General features: G+C 54.0%; 14 protein-coding genes and 1 riboswitch. All 14 genes read left to right on the plus strand.

The window, feature by feature from the left end; genetic code table 11:
- The first annotated feature begins 102 nt into the window (after positions 1-102).
- On the plus strand, positions 103-1,194 hold the full coding sequence (locus tag AAFJ72_RS08180) for a M24 family metallopeptidase (RefSeq protein WP_432777160.1): 1,092 nt from the start codon (positions 103-105) through the stop codon (positions 1,192-1,194).
- Positions 1,195-1,209: 15 nt separating this feature from the next.
- A riboswitch (cobalamin riboswitch) is annotated at positions 1,210-1,414 on the plus strand.
- 161 nt (positions 1,415-1,575) lie between these two features.
- Complete coding sequence (locus AAFJ72_RS08185) at positions 1,576-2,616, plus strand: ABC transporter substrate-binding protein (RefSeq protein ID WP_432776715.1); 1,041 nt, start codon at positions 1,576-1,578, stop codon at positions 2,614-2,616.
- Positions 2,617-2,662: 46 nt separating this feature from the next.
- The gene (locus tag AAFJ72_RS08190) at positions 2,663-3,700 is read left to right on the plus strand and encodes a FecCD family ABC transporter permease (protein ID WP_432776716.1); all 1,038 of its coding nucleotides are present in this window, start codon (positions 2,663-2,665) and stop codon (positions 3,698-3,700) included.
- Positions 3,697-4,503: a heme ABC transporter ATP-binding protein gene (locus AAFJ72_RS08195; RefSeq protein WP_432776717.1), complete on the plus strand. Its 807-nt coding sequence runs from the start codon at positions 3,697-3,699 to the stop codon at positions 4,501-4,503. The genes AAFJ72_RS08190 and AAFJ72_RS08195 overlap by 4 nt, the downstream gene beginning before the upstream one ends.
- Before the next feature lie 134 nt (positions 4,504-4,637).
- Positions 4,638-6,455: a translation elongation factor 4 gene (gene lepA / locus AAFJ72_RS08200; protein WP_432776718.1), complete on the plus strand. Its 1,818-nt coding sequence runs from the start codon at positions 4,638-4,640 to the stop codon at positions 6,453-6,455.
- Between the two features lie 104 nt (positions 6,456-6,559).
- Entirely contained in the window at positions 6,560-7,702 is a 1,143-nt protein-coding gene (hemW, locus tag AAFJ72_RS08205) for a radical SAM family heme chaperone HemW (protein ID WP_432776719.1), read from the plus strand.
- Between the two features lie 193 nt (positions 7,703-7,895).
- Entirely contained in the window at positions 7,896-8,921 is a 1,026-nt protein-coding gene (gene hrcA, locus AAFJ72_RS08210) for a heat-inducible transcriptional repressor HrcA (RefSeq protein WP_122904617.1), read from the plus strand.
- A 58-nt stretch (positions 8,922-8,979) separates the two neighbouring features.
- Positions 8,980-9,522 (plus strand): nucleotide exchange factor GrpE, encoded by a 543-nt coding sequence (grpE, locus tag AAFJ72_RS08215; protein ID WP_122904616.1) that lies wholly within the window; start codon positions 8,980-8,982, stop codon positions 9,520-9,522.
- 51 nt (positions 9,523-9,573) lie between these two features.
- Positions 9,574-11,400, plus strand: a complete 1,827-nt coding sequence (dnaK, locus tag AAFJ72_RS08220) for a molecular chaperone DnaK (protein WP_432776720.1) — start codon at positions 9,574-9,576, stop codon at positions 11,398-11,400.
- A 157-nt stretch (positions 11,401-11,557) separates the two neighbouring features.
- Positions 11,558-12,685: a molecular chaperone DnaJ gene (gene dnaJ / locus AAFJ72_RS08225; protein WP_122904614.1), complete on the plus strand. Its 1,128-nt coding sequence runs from the start codon at positions 11,558-11,560 to the stop codon at positions 12,683-12,685.
- A 69-nt stretch (positions 12,686-12,754) separates the two neighbouring features.
- On the plus strand, positions 12,755-13,696 hold the full coding sequence (prmA, locus tag AAFJ72_RS08230; protein WP_432776721.1) for a 50S ribosomal protein L11 methyltransferase: 942 nt from the start codon (positions 12,755-12,757) through the stop codon (positions 13,694-13,696).
- Between the two features lie 18 nt (positions 13,697-13,714).
- Positions 13,715-14,473 carry a 16S rRNA (uracil(1498)-N(3))-methyltransferase gene (locus AAFJ72_RS08235; protein ID WP_432776722.1) on the plus strand — a complete coding sequence of 253 codons (759 nt, stop codon included), beginning with the start codon at positions 13,715-13,717 and terminating at the stop codon, positions 14,471-14,473.
- A gap of 24 nt (positions 14,474-14,497) precedes the next feature.
- Entirely contained in the window at positions 14,498-15,856 is a 1,359-nt protein-coding gene (gene mtaB / locus AAFJ72_RS08240; protein ID WP_122904611.1) for a tRNA (N(6)-L-threonylcarbamoyladenosine(37)-C(2))-methylthiotransferase MtaB, read from the plus strand.
- The gene (locus AAFJ72_RS08245) at positions 15,853-16,281 is read left to right on the plus strand and encodes an NUDIX hydrolase (RefSeq protein WP_122904610.1); all 429 of its coding nucleotides are present in this window, start codon (positions 15,853-15,855) and stop codon (positions 16,279-16,281) included. Before mtaB ends, AAFJ72_RS08245 begins: the two co-directional genes overlap by 4 nt.
- Positions 16,282-16,283 lie beyond the last annotated feature (2 nt).

A 16,283-nucleotide genomic window follows, 5' to 3' on the forward strand; every position in this document is an offset into this window, starting at 1 on the left:
GGCTTCCGGGTTCAGAGAGAAACTTCCAGTCCGCCCTTCTTTTTTGGGCAGGGAAATGGTATTCTCTAGGATAGAATCTTGTCGAAAGCGAAGGTGGCGCAGGTGTACTTGGAGCGCATTTCGAAACTGCACGATTTTTTGACCAAGCAAGAGCTCGACGCGGTAGTCATCACCTCTCCGAAGCATGTTTACTATTTGACCGGCTTTTTTACCGATCCACACGAACGTTTTATGGGGCTGGTGATTCCGGCTAAGGGCGAGCCATCCCTGATCGTTCCCGCCCTCGACCGCGAAGCGGCAGCAGCGGCTTCAACCGTTCAGACGATTCACACTCATACGGATGTCCAAAATCCGTACGAGCTTCTCAAGCAAGTGCTGCCAGCGAACCTGAAAAAGCTGGGCATTGAAAAAAGCCACATGACTGTAGAACGTTACGAAGCGCTGGGGCAAGTCGTCTGTGCAGAAAGCTACGTGGATGTGGAAGAGCCGCTCCGCGAGATGCGCCTGATTAAATCGGCAGATGAAGTAACTCGCTTGAAAAAGGCTGTGCAACTGATTGAAGATACACTCAGCGAGACGTTGAAGACATTCAAAATCGGCCAGACCGAAATGGAAATCGTCGCGGAACTGGAATACCAGATGAAGCGGCTGGGAGCAGACGGCCCGTCTTTTTCCACGATGGTTTTGGCAGGGGAAAAATCGGCACTGCCGCACGGAACGCCTGGTTCGCGCAAGGTGCAGGAAGGCGATTTGCTCCTGTTTGACATCGGGGTAGCGGCAGACGGCTACGTTTCCGACATTACCCGTACCTTTGCCGTCGGGCAGATCAGCGAGCAGTTGCGCGATATTTACGAAACGGTGCTGGCCGCAAACGAGGCAGCGATTGCCGAGGTTCGTCCAGGCGTGACATTTGCCCATCTCGACAAAACGGCTCGCGACGTCATTGCCGCAAAAGGCTACGGCGACTACTTCATCCACCGTCTGGGCCACGGTCTTGGCATGGATGTGCACGAATATCCGTCCGTACATGGGCAAAACCAGGAAACGCTGCGCCCAGGCATGGTGTTCACCATTGAACCAGGGGTGTATGTGCCGGGAGCAGGCGGCGTGCGCATCGAGGACGATGTGCTCGTAACCGTAACAGGCGTGGAAGTGTTGAGCAAGTTTCCGAAAAAACTGACGGTGATCGGATAAAGCTAAAAACGTACAATTGAATAGACGTCTGATGGTGCTGCGCGGAATCGTTTGGTTCCGCCAGCTTAATAGGGAAGTCCGGTGAAAATCCGGCGCGGTCCCGCCACTGTAACGAGGAGTGTCCAGCAAAGAGCCACTGTTTTTCGCGCGACGAAAAATGGGAAGGCGCTGGGGATGATGATTCGTAAGCCAGGAGACCTGCCATGAGATGATGTGCAATCGGCCCCACGAGGATGGGACAGATGTGGAAGCAGACGAGGAAACGGCGCCATTGGCAACACCGTATCTATCGTCATGTCACGTTATGTCAAGCACCTCCCGATTGGAAAAAAAGGGGGGTGCTTTTTTCTATGACAAAACAAAAGAAGAGGGGTTATGGAGATGAGTACAATTCGCTTAAGAAAAAAAGGGTTCCACGGTTTCCGGATGGCAGCGCTGGCAGCGATCATGCTGCTTTTGTCCGCGTGCAGCTCTGCGGCACCTGCTGCGACCGAATCCACTGGCGCAAAGCAAGCCGCAACGCCTGAGCATACGGCCCAGCCTGCTTTTGACAACAAACCTGTAACGATTGTAACCAACGGGATCGAGATGACGTACCCGGAAGCGCCAAAACGCGCGGTGACGCTGAACCAGCACGTAACCGAAGTGATGCTCGCGCTGGGACTGGCTGACAAAATGGTCGGAACCGCGTACCTGGACGATCAAATTTTGCCTGAGTGGAAGGCCGACTATGACAAAGTGCCAGTCCTGTCCGACAAGTATCCGACCAAAGAAGTGCTCTTGGCCGCAAACCCTGACTTCGTGTACGCAGGCTGGAAAAGCGCCTTTGGCGACAAAGGGGTAGGGACGATGGAGGATTTGGAAAAGGCGGGGATCAAATCGTACCTGCAAGAGTCTTCGAACAAGCCGGGCCCGACGATTGACGATGTTTTCACAGATATTCAAAACATCGGCCGCATTTTCCGCGTAGAAGACAGGGCGAACGAACTGATTGGCAAAATGAAAGCGGAAATGGAGCAAACCACAAGCAAAATCGGTACGGTGGACAAGCCGCTGAACGTGTTCGTGTACGACAGCGGAGAAGACCAGCCGTTTACCGCTGCCAACAACTACATGACTTCCCTTATAAAAACGGCAGGCGGCAAAAACGTGTTCGACGACATATCAAAAGGCTGGGCTACCGTAAGCTGGGAAGAAGTGGTCAACCGCAAGCCTGACGTGATCGTGGTTGTAGACTACGGCGACAAGACAGTAGAGCAGAAACAACAATTCCTGCTGACCAAAAAGGAACTGGCTGACGTGCCAGCGATCCAAAACAAGCGCCTGATCGTGCTGCCATTGTCCGCAGCGTCTGAAGGGGTACGCGCACCTGTCGCGCTGAAAATTCTCGCCGAAGGGCTTTACCCGGATCGATTCAAATAAAAAAGTTTGCAAAGAGAAGGAGGGAACGGCCCTGCACAAGATCAAGATGCCCTTCCTTATTGTTGCGCTGCTGATCGGGCTAGTCGTCTCGATTACGCTTGCAGTGACACTCGGCTCGGTGGAAATCCAGCCAGCGACCGTTTGGAAAATTGCCTTATCGCATCTTCCGCTGGTCGATCAATGGATCGGAGCGGATTGGTCAAAAGGAGAACAGACGATTATCTGGGAGATTCGCTTTCCTCGCGTCCTGCTGGGGGCTGTCGTCGGGGCTGGTCTGTCTGTCGTGGGGGTGGCGATCCAGTCGCTGGTTCGCAACTCTTTGGCAGATCCGTACATATTGGGAGTTTCCTCGGGCGCATCCACAGGAGCGACGCTGGTCATTTTGTTCGGAGCATTCAGCATGTACGGACAATACGCGCTTTCCTTCGGTGCTTTCACAGGATCGCTTGTCTCGATTCTGCTTGTTTTTACCTTGTCCCGCATCGGCGGACAAAACTCCACGGTGCGTCTGCTCATGGCAGGCATCGCGATTTCCGCCATTTTGTCTGCCATCACCAGCCTGATTATTTTTTCCGCGCCCAATGAGCACGGCATCCGCTCCGTTCTGTTCTGGATGAGCGGCAGCCTGGCTGGAGGGAAATGGGAGTATTTGACCATTCCGTCGCTGATCGTCGTGATCTGCCTGATTGTCCTGTTGGCGCAATACCGTTCGCTCAATGCGCTTTTGATGGGCGAAGAAGCGGCGGGAACGCTGGGCGTCAACACGGTGCAATTTCGCAAGCAGCTATTGGTCATTACCGCCCTGCTTACCGGCGTCATTGTGTCCATCAGCGGGTCGATTGGCTTTGTCGGCTTGATGATGCCGCATATCGTTCGCGTCATCGTCGGTTCGGACCATCGGCGTGTCCTGCCTGTCAGCGCCTTGCTCGGGGCCATTTTCCTGATCTGGGCAGACGTGATTGCCCGGCTTGCGTTTGCGCCGGAAGAGTTGCCAATCGGGATTATTACGGCGCTGTGCGGCGGCCCGTTCTTTATTTGGCTGATGCTGCGCAGCTCCTATTCTTTCGGAGGTAGCGGTCGATGAATCTGCATGTGGAAAACATTTCGGTTGCGCTGGAGAAAAAAACGATTTTGCGCGACGTTAGCCTGACGGTCCGCTCCGGTGAATTTGTCGGGCTGATCGGGCCGAATGGCAGCGGGAAGTCCACCCTGCTCAAAAGCATTTATCGGGCGCTGAAGCCGCACAGCGGATTCATTTCTTTGGACGGGGCTGACGTCTACGAGCTTTCCGCCCGGCAAAATGCGCAGCGTATGGCGGTCGTGCGGCAGGAATCGTCAATCGAGTTTGACTTTACCGTCATGGAAATCGTCATGATGGGGCGCTCTCCCCATAAGAAGCTGTTTCAATCCGATACCGCCGCTGACAGCCGCATCGGTGAAGAGGCATTGGAGCGCGTCGGCATGCAGGAATACGCCTCACGCAGCTATTTTTCCTTGTCTGGCGGGGAAAAAAAGCGCGTGCTGATTGCGAGAGCCTTGGCCCAACAAGCCGAGTTTCTCGTGCTGGATGAACCGACCAACCATCTGGACGTCCGGTATCAGTTGCAAGTGATGGATCTGGTCAAGACGCTCGGGATTACCGTGTTTTCTTCGCTGCATGATCTGAATATGGCCGCCATGTACTGTGATCGGCTGTACGTCATAAGCGGCGGGAAGCTGGTTGCTTCCGGCACGCCGGAGGAAGTGCTTGAACCGGGGTTGATTCGCGACGTTTTCGGGGTAGAAACAGAGGTGGTCACGCATCCGGGCACGGGGAAAAAACACGTTTATTTCTTTTCGGAAACAGTCAGCAGCCAACAATCGCGGCAAAAGGTCAAGGCAAGATGAACGGCGTCAACAAACGCCGCATTCTCTTTGGTTGCTCTTTCTATCAGGCGTTTGTTATAATTACCGTTAGTGTATTTTTTTCGAGCGCAATCTGTATGTTTCGATGGATTCGCGTGGGAGGGAACGAACAACACATGGATCGCCGTGAAAGACAGAAAAGGATTCGAAATTTTTCCATCATCGCCCACATTGACCATGGAAAGTCGACGCTGGCAGACCGCATTTTGGAGCTGACCGGAGCATTGACTGCACGTGAGATGGAAGCCCAGTTTCTGGATACGATGGAGCTGGAAAAAGAGCGCGGGATTACCATCAAGCTGAATGCCGTGCGTTTGAACTATAAAGCAGATGACGGAGAGGATTACATTCTCCACTTGATCGACACGCCTGGACACGTAGACTTTACGTACGAGGTATCCCGCAGCCTGGCTGCCTGTGAAGGGGCGATTCTCGTTGTAGACGCTGCCCAGGGAATCGAGGCTCAGACGCTTGCCAACGTCTATTTGGCGCTGGACAACAACCTGGAGATCATTCCGGTTGTCAACAAGATCGACCTGCCGAGCGCAGAGCCTGAGCGCGTGAAGCAAGAGGTAGAGGACGTCATCGGTCTGGATGCCAGCGAAGCGGTGCTGACTTCTGCTAAAGCAGGTATCGGGATCAAAGAGGTGCTGGAAGCAGTCGTGCAAAAAGTGCCGGCTCCAGAGGGAGATCCGGACGCGCCGTTGCAGGCCCTGATTTTCGACTCGTATTTTGACCCGTACAGAGGGGTTATCGCTTCGATTCGCGTCATCAACGGTACGCTCAGAAAAGGCATGAAGATCAAAATGATGGCGACAGGCAAGTCGTTCGAGGTGACGGAGATCGGTACTTCGACGCCGCGCCAGACGCAGGTGGAGGAACTGACTGTCGGTGATGTAGGATACGTGGCCGCCTCAATCAAGACAGTAGGCGACACGCGCGTCGGGGATACGATCACCGATGCGGCCCGACCTGCTGCCGAGCCGCTGCCGGGCTACCGCAAGATCAACCCGATGGTATTCTGCGGCTTGTACCCAATCGAGACAAGCGAGTACAACGACCTGCGCGAAGCACTGGAAAAGCTGCAACTCAACGACGCGTCGCTGCAATTCGAACCGGAGACGTCGCAAGCGCTCGGCTTTGGCTTCCGTTGCGGCTTCCTGGGACTTTTGCACATGGAGATTATCCAGGAGCGCATCGAGCGCGAGTTCAACATCAACCTGATTACGACTGCGCCGAGCGTAATTTACCGCATTACCCGGACGAATGGCGAAGTGATCGAGATCGACAACCCGTCGAAGATGCCGGAAGCGCAAAAAATCGAAATGATCGAGGAGCCGTACGTGCTGTCCACGATCATGGTGCCAAAAGAGTACGTCGGCGACGTCATGCAGCTTTGCCAGGGCAAGCGCGGGGACTTCCTCGACATGCAGTACATGGGCGAAAACCGCGTGCAGCTCAAATACGACATGCCGCTCTCCGAGATCGTCTACGACTTCTTCGACCTGCTGAAGTCGGGTACGCGCGGATACGCCTCTTTTGACTACGAGCTGGCAGGCTACAAGCCGTCCAAGCTGGTGAAGATGGATATTCTCCTAAACGGCGAGATGGTCGATGCCCTGTCGTTTATCGTACACAAGGATACGGCTTACGCTCGCGGAAAAGTGATTTGCGAAAAGCTGAAAGAGCTGATTCCGCGCCAGCAGTTCGAGGTGCCGATTCAGGCGGCCATCGGGCACAAGGTCGTGGCCCGCGAAACGATCAGCGCGCTGCGCAAAAACGTTCTTGCCAAGTGCTACGGCGGGGACATTTCGCGGAAACGCAAACTGCTCGAAAAGCAAAAAGAAGGAAAGAAGCGCATGAAAGCCGTCGGTTCCGTCGAGGTGCCGCAAGAGGCGTTTATGGCTGTATTGCGCATGGATGATAAGAAATAGGCCTGACCTTGTGTCAGGTCTTTTCCGTTCGTTGAAAAGCGCGGCGCAGTCTGTGCGCGAACGGGTTTTTCACCTGTATTCAAACACGAAGGAGGGGAAGAGTCATGATGCCGCAATCGGTATACATCCACATTCCCTTTTGTACAAATAAATGCTACTACTGCGATTTCAACTCGTTTGTGACAAACAATCCGCAGTTGGTCTGGGACTACCTGGACGCCTTGGACAAGGAGATGGAGCTGACGTTTGGCGAGCAGCCAGTCCAGGAGGTCAAGACGATTTTCGTCGGCGGCGGTACGCCTACTTTTCTCGACCACGCCCAAATGCGAAAATTTTTGCAGACCGTCCAGCGTCACCTTGGCCCCTATTGGACGGAGGACATCGAATTTACGATGGAGGCCAATCCGGGGACGACCGATGTGGAAAAGCTGCGGATCATGCGCGAACTGGGCGTCAATCGGCTCAGCTTTGGCGTGCAGTCGTTTGACAATGCCCTGTTGAAGCGGTTGGGACGGATTCACGACCGCGACGACGTGTACCGCAGCATCGAGAACGCGAAGCAAGTCGGGTTTGCGAACGTGAGCATCGATTTGATGTTCGGCCTGCCGGACCAGACGCTGGAGATTTTTCGCGAGACGTTGGACAAGGCATTCGCGCTGGGAACGACGCACTTTTCCGCCTACAGCCTCAAGGTTGAGGAAAATACGCTGTTCCATACGCTCTATCAAAAAGACCAGCTCCCGCTCCCGTCGGAAGAAACCGAGCTGGAGATGTACCTGGTGTTGATCGAGGAGATGGAGCGTCACGGCTACCCGCAGTACGAAATCAGCAATTTTGCAAAACCGGGCTACGAGAGCAAACATAATAAAACGTATTGGCTCAATCGTGAATACTATGGTTTGGGGGCGGGCGCCCACGGCTACGTGTGCGGGCAAAGACATGTCAACGCCGGACCGCTCATGCTCTACATGCAAAAATGCAAGGAAGGCTTGCCGCGCGTCGAGCAGTTTGCGGTGCCGAAGGAAGATGCGATGGAGGAACAGATGATTTTGGGGCTGCGCTTGCGGGAAGGAGTCGATCTGGCCCAGTTTGCTTCGCGTTTTGGCGTATCGGCGCACGAGGTTTTTGGGACGATAATAGAAGAAGAGATTGCCAAAGGCATGCTGGAAGAGCGGGACGGCTGTCTGAGACTGACCCAAAAGGGACTTCCGCTCGGAAATGAAGTATTTGCGCGTTTTCTGCGCTAAAATCGGGACGCTGTTGGCGAAAAATGTGAGAATTTGACTGCGTATCTCGTCCAAGTCCGTTGACAAATCCTTCTACTATTGATACCTTAGTAAATAGATTTAGCACTCGTTACGTATGAGTGCTAACAAACGTTCCGAACAGCGGAGCGACCACCATATGATTGAATGCTCATCGGGGAGGCGAGCGACATCCATGTTATCTGACCGCCAACAATTGATTTTGAACGCGATTGTCGATAATTACATTCATTCTGCCGAACCGGTCGGTTCCCGGACGATTTCCAAACGGGAGGACATCGGCTTTTCTTCGGCGACCATTCGCAACGAGATGTCCGATTTGGAAGAGCTTGGGTACTTGGAGCAGCCTCACACGTCGGCAGGACGAGTTCCTTCGACAAAAGGGTACCGTTTTTACGTCGACAATCTGATTCAGCCACAGCACTTGAGCGAGGCCGAATTGGGCAAGCTGAAACAGTTGTTTGCCGAGCGTATTCTCCACTCCGAAAAGGTGGTAGAGTACACCGCTCAAATTCTTTCCCAGTTGACCAATTACACGGCGATTGTCCTGGGACCGGAGATTTTTGAGCATCGGTTAAAACATATTCAAATCGTTCCTCTGAACGAGACACAGGCGGTAGCGATTGTCGTTACGCATACCGGACGCGTGGAGAACAAGCTGATCGATCTTCCCGAAGGCATTGGCCCAAGCGAAATCGAGCGCCTCGTCAACCTGTTGAATGCCAAACTGACCGATGTGCCGCTGTGGCAGTTGAAGCAGCGCGTCTATCAGGAAATATCGGGCGAGATGCGCCGCAATGCGGAGCAGTACGAGGAAATGCTGATGATTCTCGACAAGTCGCTGAAGCCGGAAGAGGAACGCGTATACTTACGCGGTGCGACCAAAATCATGAACCAGCCGGAATTCCGCGATGTAGACAAGGTTAAGGACATTCTGGAGCTTTTGGAGCAACAGGATCAGTTATTGCACTTGATCGGAATGCCGGGAGAGGGACTCAAGGTGCGCATCGGTCAGGAAAACCAGCTGGACGCGATCAAGCAATGCAGTATCATCACCACCTCCTACTCGCTTGGAGGCAAGCCCGTAGGCATGGTTGGCATACTTGGCCCGACGCGAATGGAATATGGCAAAGTCATTTCCGTACTCAATTATTTGGCAGAAGGCTTATCGCGCATGCTGACTTCGCAGTTTGAGAAATAAATGGAGCATGGCTCGCTGATTTTTCAAATCAGGAAAGAGCCCCCAGGAGGTATCGACGTTGAGCGAGGAAAAAATGACCCAAGATCCGTCTGTCGCAGAGGAGCAAGCCAATGAGACAGCCGGAGAGCAACAGACGGCCGAAGTGAACTGGGAGCAGGAAGCAGCCCAGTGGAAGGCACAGGCGGAGGAGCATCAAAACCGCATGCTGCGCGCCATGGCTGACATGGAAAACTTGAGACGTCGCGTGCGCAAGGAGCAGGAGGACCTGGCCAAGTACGCTTCCCTGAAAATCGTGGAAGAGTTGCTGCCGGTTCTCGACAACTTCGAGCGCGCACTGGCTGCCGACAAGGAATCCATGACGGTAGAATCGCTTCTGGAAGGAGTCAACATGGTATACCGCCAGATGGTGCAAGTGTTTGAAAAAGAAGGCTTGAGCGCCATCGAGGCACAAGGGAAACCGTTCGACCCGCACATCCATCAGGCTGTCATGCAGACCCAGAACCCTGAATATGAATCGGGCGTCGTAGTGGCCGAACTGCAAAAAGGATACATGTTCAAAGACCGCGTCGTTCGTCCGTCGATGGTTCAAGTGAACGAATAAGCTTGATTTCATCTATTCATTCGATGAGAAAGTGTTAGGAGGATATATTGTATGAGTCGCGTAATTGGTATTGACCTTGGAACTACTAACTCTTGCGTAGCGGTAATGGAAGGCGGCGAGCCGGTCGTTATCGCCAACGCTGAAGGAAACCGCACCACTCCTTCTGTGGTCGCTTTCAAAAACGGCGAGCGCATCGTAGGGGAAGCGGCAAAACGCCAGGCGATCACCAACCCTGACAACACGGTTATTTCCATCAAACGCCACATGGGAACGACCCACAAAGAAACGTTGGAAGGCAAACAGTACACCCCAGAGCAAATCTCGGCGATGATTCTGCAAAAGCTGAAAGCAGACGCGGAAGCTTACCTGGGCCAACCTGTAACGCAGGCGGTTATCACTGTACCTGCCTACTTCAACGACTCCCAACGCCAGGCGACCAAAGACGCCGGTAAAATCGCCGGTCTGGAAGTGCTGCGTATCGTGAACGAACCAACCGCAGCAGCTCTTGCATACGGTATGGAAAAGACCGAAGACCAAACCGTTCTCGTATTCGACCTTGGCGGCGGTACGTTTGACGTTTCCATTCTGGAACTGTCCGACGGTTTCTTCGAAGTAAAAGCGACCTCCGGCGACAACCAGCTGGGTGGGGACGACTTCGACAATGTGATTATCAATTACCTCGTGAACGAGTTCAAAAAAGAGCACGGCATTGACCTGTCCAAAGACCGCATGGCTCAGCAACGTTTGAAAGACGCGGCGGAAAAAGCGAAAAAAGACCTCTCTGGCGTGCTGACCACGACCATCTCGCTGCCATTTATTACAGCAGATGCGACAGGTCCAAAACACCTGGAGATGAACCTGACTCGCGCCAAATTCGAAGAGCTGTCCGCTGAACTCGTAGAGCGCACCATGGGTCCAACCCGTCAGGCGCTGAAAGACGCAGGCTTGACGCCAAGCGAAATCGACCGCGTAATCCTCGTCGGCGGTTCTACACGTATTCCGGCCGTACAGGAAGCGATCAAGAAGTTCATCGGCAAAGAACCGCACAAAGGCGTGAACCCGGATGAAGTGGTAGCGCTGGGTGCTGCCGTGCAAGCAGGGGTACTGACTGGTGACGTGAAAGACGTCGTCCTGCTCGACGTAACTCCGCTGTCCCTGGGTATTGAAACATTGGGTGGCGTATTCACCAAGCTGATCGATCGCAACACGACCATCCCAACCAGCAAATCCCAAGTGTTCTCTACTGCTGCTGACAACCAGACTTCTGTAGAAATCCACGTTCTCCAGGGCGAGCGCCAAATGGCTGCCGACAACAAATCGCTGGGCCGCTTCACGCTGTCTGACATCCCGCCAGCGCCACGCGGTGTTCCGCAAATCGAAGTTTCCTTCGATATTGACGCAAACGGGATCGTGAACGTGCGTGCAAAAGACCTGGGCACAGGCAAAGAGCAACGCATCACCATTACGTCCAACTCCGGTTTGTCGGATGAAGAAATCGAACGCATGGTAAAAGAAGCCGAACTGAATGCGGAAGAGGACAAAAAGCGCAAAGAGCAAGTGGAAATCCGCAACGAAGCTGACCAGCTCGTATTCACTACCGAGAAGACACTCAAAGACGTGGAAGGCAAGGTAGAACAGGCGGAGATTGACCGTGCGAACGCTGCCAAAGACAAAGTGAAAAAAGCGTTGGAAGGCGGCAACATTGACGAAATTAAAGCTGCAAAAGACGAACTGTCCGAGATCATCCAACAAATCACCGTGAAGCTCTATCAGCAGGCTGCACAGGCGCAGCAAAATGCAGGGGGCGCAGCAGAAGGTCAAGAACCGAAGAAGGACAATGTCGTTGATGCTGACTATGAAGTGGTAGACGAGAAATAGTAATCACGAAGGAAGTGTGAGGGGAGAGCGACTCTCCCCTCGCTCTCCGCAATGTGACCCCATGGAAGTCAAAGTCACGCAAAAGCTGACTTTGACTTTTTTTCGGGTCTGTCACATGCTATGATAACAGTTGACTATCATGGGAGTGATCTAGGAGATGAAACGCGATTACTACGAGGTTCTGGGAGTGTCCAGGGACGCGGACGCCGAGGAAATCAAGAAGGCGTACCGAAAACTTGCGCGCCAGTACCATCCGGATGTAAATAAAGCGGCTGATGCGGAAGAAAAGTTCAAGGAAGTCAAGGAAGCATACGATGTCCTGTCTGAACCGCAAAAACGCGCACAATACGATCGGTTCGGCCATCAGGACCCGAATCAGGGCTTTGGCGGCGGTGGGTTTGACACTTCGGGCATGGGTGGCTTCGGAGACATTTTTGACATGTTCTTCGGTGGCGGCGGCAGACGCGCGAACCCGAACGCGCCGCGCAAAGGGGCCGATTTGCAGTTTGGCCTGAGCATCGACTTTATCGACGCGGTATTCGGGAAAGAAACCGACGTGGAAATTCCGAAAGAAGCGGAATGCGATACGTGTCTTGGCTCCGGGGCGAAACCGGGCACAGGCGTCCAGACTTGCAAAACTTGTCACGGAACCGGACAGCAGGAAGTGGCAGCCAACACGCCGTTTGGCCGCATCGTCAACCGCCGTGTATGCTCCACATGCGAAGGCAAAGGGAAGGTTTACAAGGAAAAATGCTCCACATGCCGAGGCAGCGGACGCGTCAAGGTGCGTCGCAAAATTCATCTCAACATACCGGCAGGTGTCGATGACGGAGCACAACTGCGCGTCGCTGGCGAAGGGGAACCGGGTGTCAACGGAGGACCTCCGGGCGATTTGTATGTCGTGCTGCGCGTGAAAAGCCACGAGTTTTTCGAGCGCGAAGGCAACGATATTTACTGCGAAGTGCCGCTCACTTTTGCACAGGCAGCGCTCGGCGATGAGATTGAGGTTCCGACCGTGGATGGCCGCGTGAAGCTGAAAATCCCCGCGGGAACCCAGACCGAAACCTTCTTCCGCTTGCGTGGAAAAGGGGTGCCGCATCTGCGCGGCAACGGCCGTGGCGATCAGCACGTCAAAGTGCGCGTCATCACGCCGACGAAGCTGAGCGACAGGCAAAAGGAGCTTTTGCGCGAGTTGGCCGAGTTGTCCGGAGAGAAGCCGGGGCAGCATGGCGGAGAAGATGAAAGCTTTTTTGAAAAAATGAAACGGGCATTCCGCGGCGAGTAATCGGTCGCGGTTTTGTCCGCTTGTAGTGAATAAGTCCATCAGGTAGCAAAAGTGGGGAGTGGTAGATTCGTGAAATGGTCAGAAATCAGTATCCATACAACAGCGGAGGCTACAGAGGCGGTGTCCAGTCTTTTCTATGAAATGGGGGCCAACGGTGTCGTCATCGAAGACCCGGAGGTGCTCTATCGCGAGTGGGATACCCCTTTTGGCGAAATCTACCAGCTCTCTCCTGACGATTTTCCGGACGAGGGCGTATTCGTCAAGGCGTATTTGCCTGTCGACAGCAGTGAGCTGATTGATGTCGTGGAAGAATTGAAAGAGCAACTGGCCCAGTTGACCGACTACGGCCTGGACATCGGCAAGGCGACCATCGCGGTAAACGATGTCCATGAAGACGAATGGGCCCACGCCTGGAAAAAGTATTACAAGCCTGTGCACGTCTCCGACCGGATGACGATCAAGCCTGTCTGGGAAGAGTATGAGCCGCGGCATCCGGAAGAAATCATCATCGAGATGGACCCGGGGATGGCTTTTGGTACAGGCACGCATCCGACAACCATTCTCTGCTTGCGCGCGCTGGAAAAGTATTTGGCAAAATGCGATCGCGTGTACGACGTGGGAACCGGAACAGCGATTTTGAGCATTGCCGCAGTCAAGCTCGGTGCCAAAGACGTGCTTGCGATGGATTTGGACGAGGTGGCGGTGCGCTCCGCTCAGGCCAACACCGAGCTGAACGGCGTGCACGAGCAAATCACCGTCAGACAGAACAACCTGCTGGATGGCATCGAGGAGCAGGTGGAGGTCATCGTCGCCAACATTTTGGCGGAAGTCATTCTGCGCTTCACAGACGATGTATTCCGCTTGCTGAAGCCAGGCGGCACGTTTATCGCGTCCGGCATTATCGAGGCGCGGGAAGCGGACGTCAAAGCCGCTTTGATTGCTTCCGGGCTTGAAGTCGTGGAAACCATTTTCATCGACGACTGGGTAGCAATTGTTGCAAAAAAACGATAGAATAGTGAGGTTGGCGAGATGCAACGATATTTTGTCGAGCCACATCTCTTTCATGAGCATGAGCTAACGATTATCGGAGACGATGTTCACCATATCGTAAACGTGATGCGGGCGCGGATCGGGGACGAAATCCTCGTTTCGGACGGAGCGGGCAGAACGGCGCGAGCCAGGCTCGTCAGCTTTTCTGCCAAGGAAGTCCAGGCAGAAGTGATTGAAATGCTCCAGGAAGAGCGTGAGCTGCCGATCCGCGTCACCATTGGTCAAGGAATGCCAAAAGGCGAGAAGATGGAGTGGATCTTGCAAAAGGGGACGGAACTTGGGGCGTACTCCTTTTTTCCGTTTTCTTCCGAGCGGACCATTGTCAAGCTGGACGCCAAAAAAGAAGCGAAAAAGCTGGAGCGCTGGCGCAAAATCGTCAAGGAGGCGGCCGAGCAGTCGCACAGGGCTGTTTTGCCTGAGCTGCTCGCACCTGTTTCGTTTCGCGAGGCACTTGCGGCAGGTGAAGCCTATACGCATGTCGCCATCGCCTATGAAAAGGAAGGCAGTACGACAATCCATGAAGTGCTGGAGCAGATGGCAGCAGGCGACTCCCTGCTCGTCCTGATTGGCCCGGAAGGGGGCTTTTCCCCCGAGGAAGTGGCCCAGGCGGAGAACAAAGGATTTTTGCCAGTGTCCCTTGGCCCACGCATTTTGCGCACGGAAACGGCAAGCCAGTACGTGCTCGCCGCCGCTTCCTACCAGTTTGAACGAAAAGCTTCGTCGCATCGCAAAGGGTGAGCGCAAGCGAAAGGAGGAATGGCAATGTCTACCGTTGCTTTTCATACATTAGGCTGCAAAGTGAACAGCTATGAGACAGAGGCGATCTGGCAACTGTTCAAGGCAGAAGGCTACGAGCGAGTCGACTTTGAACAGGACGACGCCGATGTTTACGTGATTAATACTTGTACCGTTACGAATACAGGTGATAAAAAGAGCCGTCAGGTCATCCGCCGCGCGATCCGGCGCAATCCGGACGCGATTGTCGCCGTAACTGGCTGCTATGCGCAAACGTCTCCCGGCGAGATCGCGCAAATCCCTGGCGTGGACATCATCGTGGGAACGCAAGGGCGCGAGAAGCTGACGGAGTACGTCAAGCAAATTCAAGCCGAGCGCAAGCCGATCAATGCGGTTGGCAACATCATGAAAACGCGCGAGTTTGAAGAGCTGGATGTTCCGAACTTCACGGACAGAACCCGCGCTTCCCTGAAAATTCAGGAAGGCTGCAACAACTTTTGCACGTTTTGCATCATTCCGTGGGCGCGCGGCCTGATGCGCTCCCGCAAGCCGGAGAGCGTGATCGAGCAGGCGAAGAAGCTGGTAGAAGCAGGCTACCTGGAAATCGTTTTGACCGGGATTCATACAGGCGGATACGGCGAAGACCTGGAAGACTACAACCTGGCCAAGCTGCTGGTCGACTTGCATCAGGTGGATGGGCTCAAGCGCATCCGCATCAGCTCGATTGAGGCGAGCCAGATTACCGATGAAGTCATCGAGGTTATCAACAATTCCGACCGTATCGTGCGCCATCTGCACGTGCCGTTGCAGGCAGGCGATGACGAAGTGCTGAAGCGCATGCGCCGCAAGTACACGACAGCCGAATTTTACGAAAAAATGGTGAAAGTGCGTGAAGCGCTGCCAGGTGTGGCGATTACGACAGATGTCATTGTCGGCTTCCCGGGCGAGACCGAGGAGCAGTTCATGAACGGCTACAACTTCATCAAGAAAATCGGGTTTGCCGAGCTGCACGTCTTCCCGTATTCGATGCGGACTGGTACGCCGGCTGCACGGATGACCGATCAGATTCCGGAAGAGGTAAAACACGAGCGCGTAACGAGATTGCTTGAGCTGAACCGGGAGCTGACCATGGCTTACGCCAAGCAATTCGTCGGCGACGTGCTGGAAGTAATTCCAGAGCGTCCGTTCAAGGATGCGCCGGACAGCGGACTGTTAATGGGCTACTCCGACAACTACTTGAATGTCGTGTTCCCTGGCGACGAGAGCATGATCGGAAAAATTTGCAAGGTCAGACTGGACGAACCTGGCTCTGAATATTGCCAAGGGACGTTTGTCCGCGTCCTTGAAACGGAGCAGCCGTCTTATTTGAAGGAGCGGGCCATATGAAGGAAATATCGGCAGGAGGCGTAGTCTATCAGCTGCAAGACGGGGAATACATGCTTCTTTTGATCGAAGACCGCTATGGCAAAGTCACGCTGGCAAAAGGCAAGCAGGAACTCGGCGAGACGATCGAGGAAACCGCTCTGCGTGAAGTTTTGGAGGAAACAGGAGTGGCAGGGCGTCTCGGCCCCAAACTCGACATGATTACTTACGTCTACACGCATCCGGTGACGGGGGAGTCCGTCGACAAGGAAGTCCACTATTATCTGGTTGAAGCTTACAACACAGAGATTACGGTGCAACTGGAAGAAATCAATGACGTCCACTGGCATCCTGCCAAAGAGGCATGGGAGCTGCAACTGCAGCGGGGATACCGGAACAACGACGACATTTTTCGCCTTGCTTTCCAAAAACTCGGGATTGAGGTGTAGTT

This window comes from Brevibacillus gelatini (assembly GCF_050920745.1).
Lineage (GTDB): Bacteria > Bacillota > Bacilli > Brevibacillales > Brevibacillaceae > Brevibacillus > Brevibacillus gelatini.

Bases quoted from the DNA above. Each gene is read 5' to 3' on its own strand.
- AAFJ72_RS08185 (WP_432776715.1), top strand. From the start codon at position 1,576: ATGAGTACAATTCGCTTAAGAAAAAAAGGGTTCCACGGTTTCCGGATG.
- AAFJ72_RS08190 (WP_432776716.1), top strand. From the start codon at position 2,663: ATGCCCTTCCTTATTGTTGCGCTGCTGATCGGGCTAGTCGTCTCGATT.
- AAFJ72_RS08195 (WP_432776717.1), top strand. From the start codon at position 3,697: ATGAATCTGCATGTGGAAAACATTTCGGTTGCGCTGGAGAAAAAAACG.
- lepA (WP_432776718.1), top strand. From the start codon at position 4,638: ATGGATCGCCGTGAAAGACAGAAAAGGATTCGAAATTTTTCCATCATC.
- hemW (WP_432776719.1), top strand. From the start codon at position 6,560: ATGATGCCGCAATCGGTATACATCCACATTCCCTTTTGTACAAATAAA.
- hrcA (WP_122904617.1), top strand. From the start codon at position 7,896: ATGTTATCTGACCGCCAACAATTGATTTTGAACGCGATTGTCGATAAT.
- dnaK (WP_432776720.1), top strand. From the start codon at position 9,574: ATGAGTCGCGTAATTGGTATTGACCTTGGAACTACTAACTCTTGCGTA.
- dnaJ (WP_122904614.1), top strand. From the start codon at position 11,558: ATGAAACGCGATTACTACGAGGTTCTGGGAGTGTCCAGGGACGCGGAC.
- AAFJ72_RS08235 (WP_432776722.1), top strand. From the start codon at position 13,715: ATGCAACGATATTTTGTCGAGCCACATCTCTTTCATGAGCATGAGCTA.
- mtaB (WP_122904611.1), top strand. From the start codon at position 14,498: ATGTCTACCGTTGCTTTTCATACATTAGGCTGCAAAGTGAACAGCTAT.
- AAFJ72_RS08245 (WP_122904610.1), top strand. From the start codon at position 15,853: ATGAAGGAAATATCGGCAGGAGGCGTAGTCTATCAGCTGCAAGACGGG.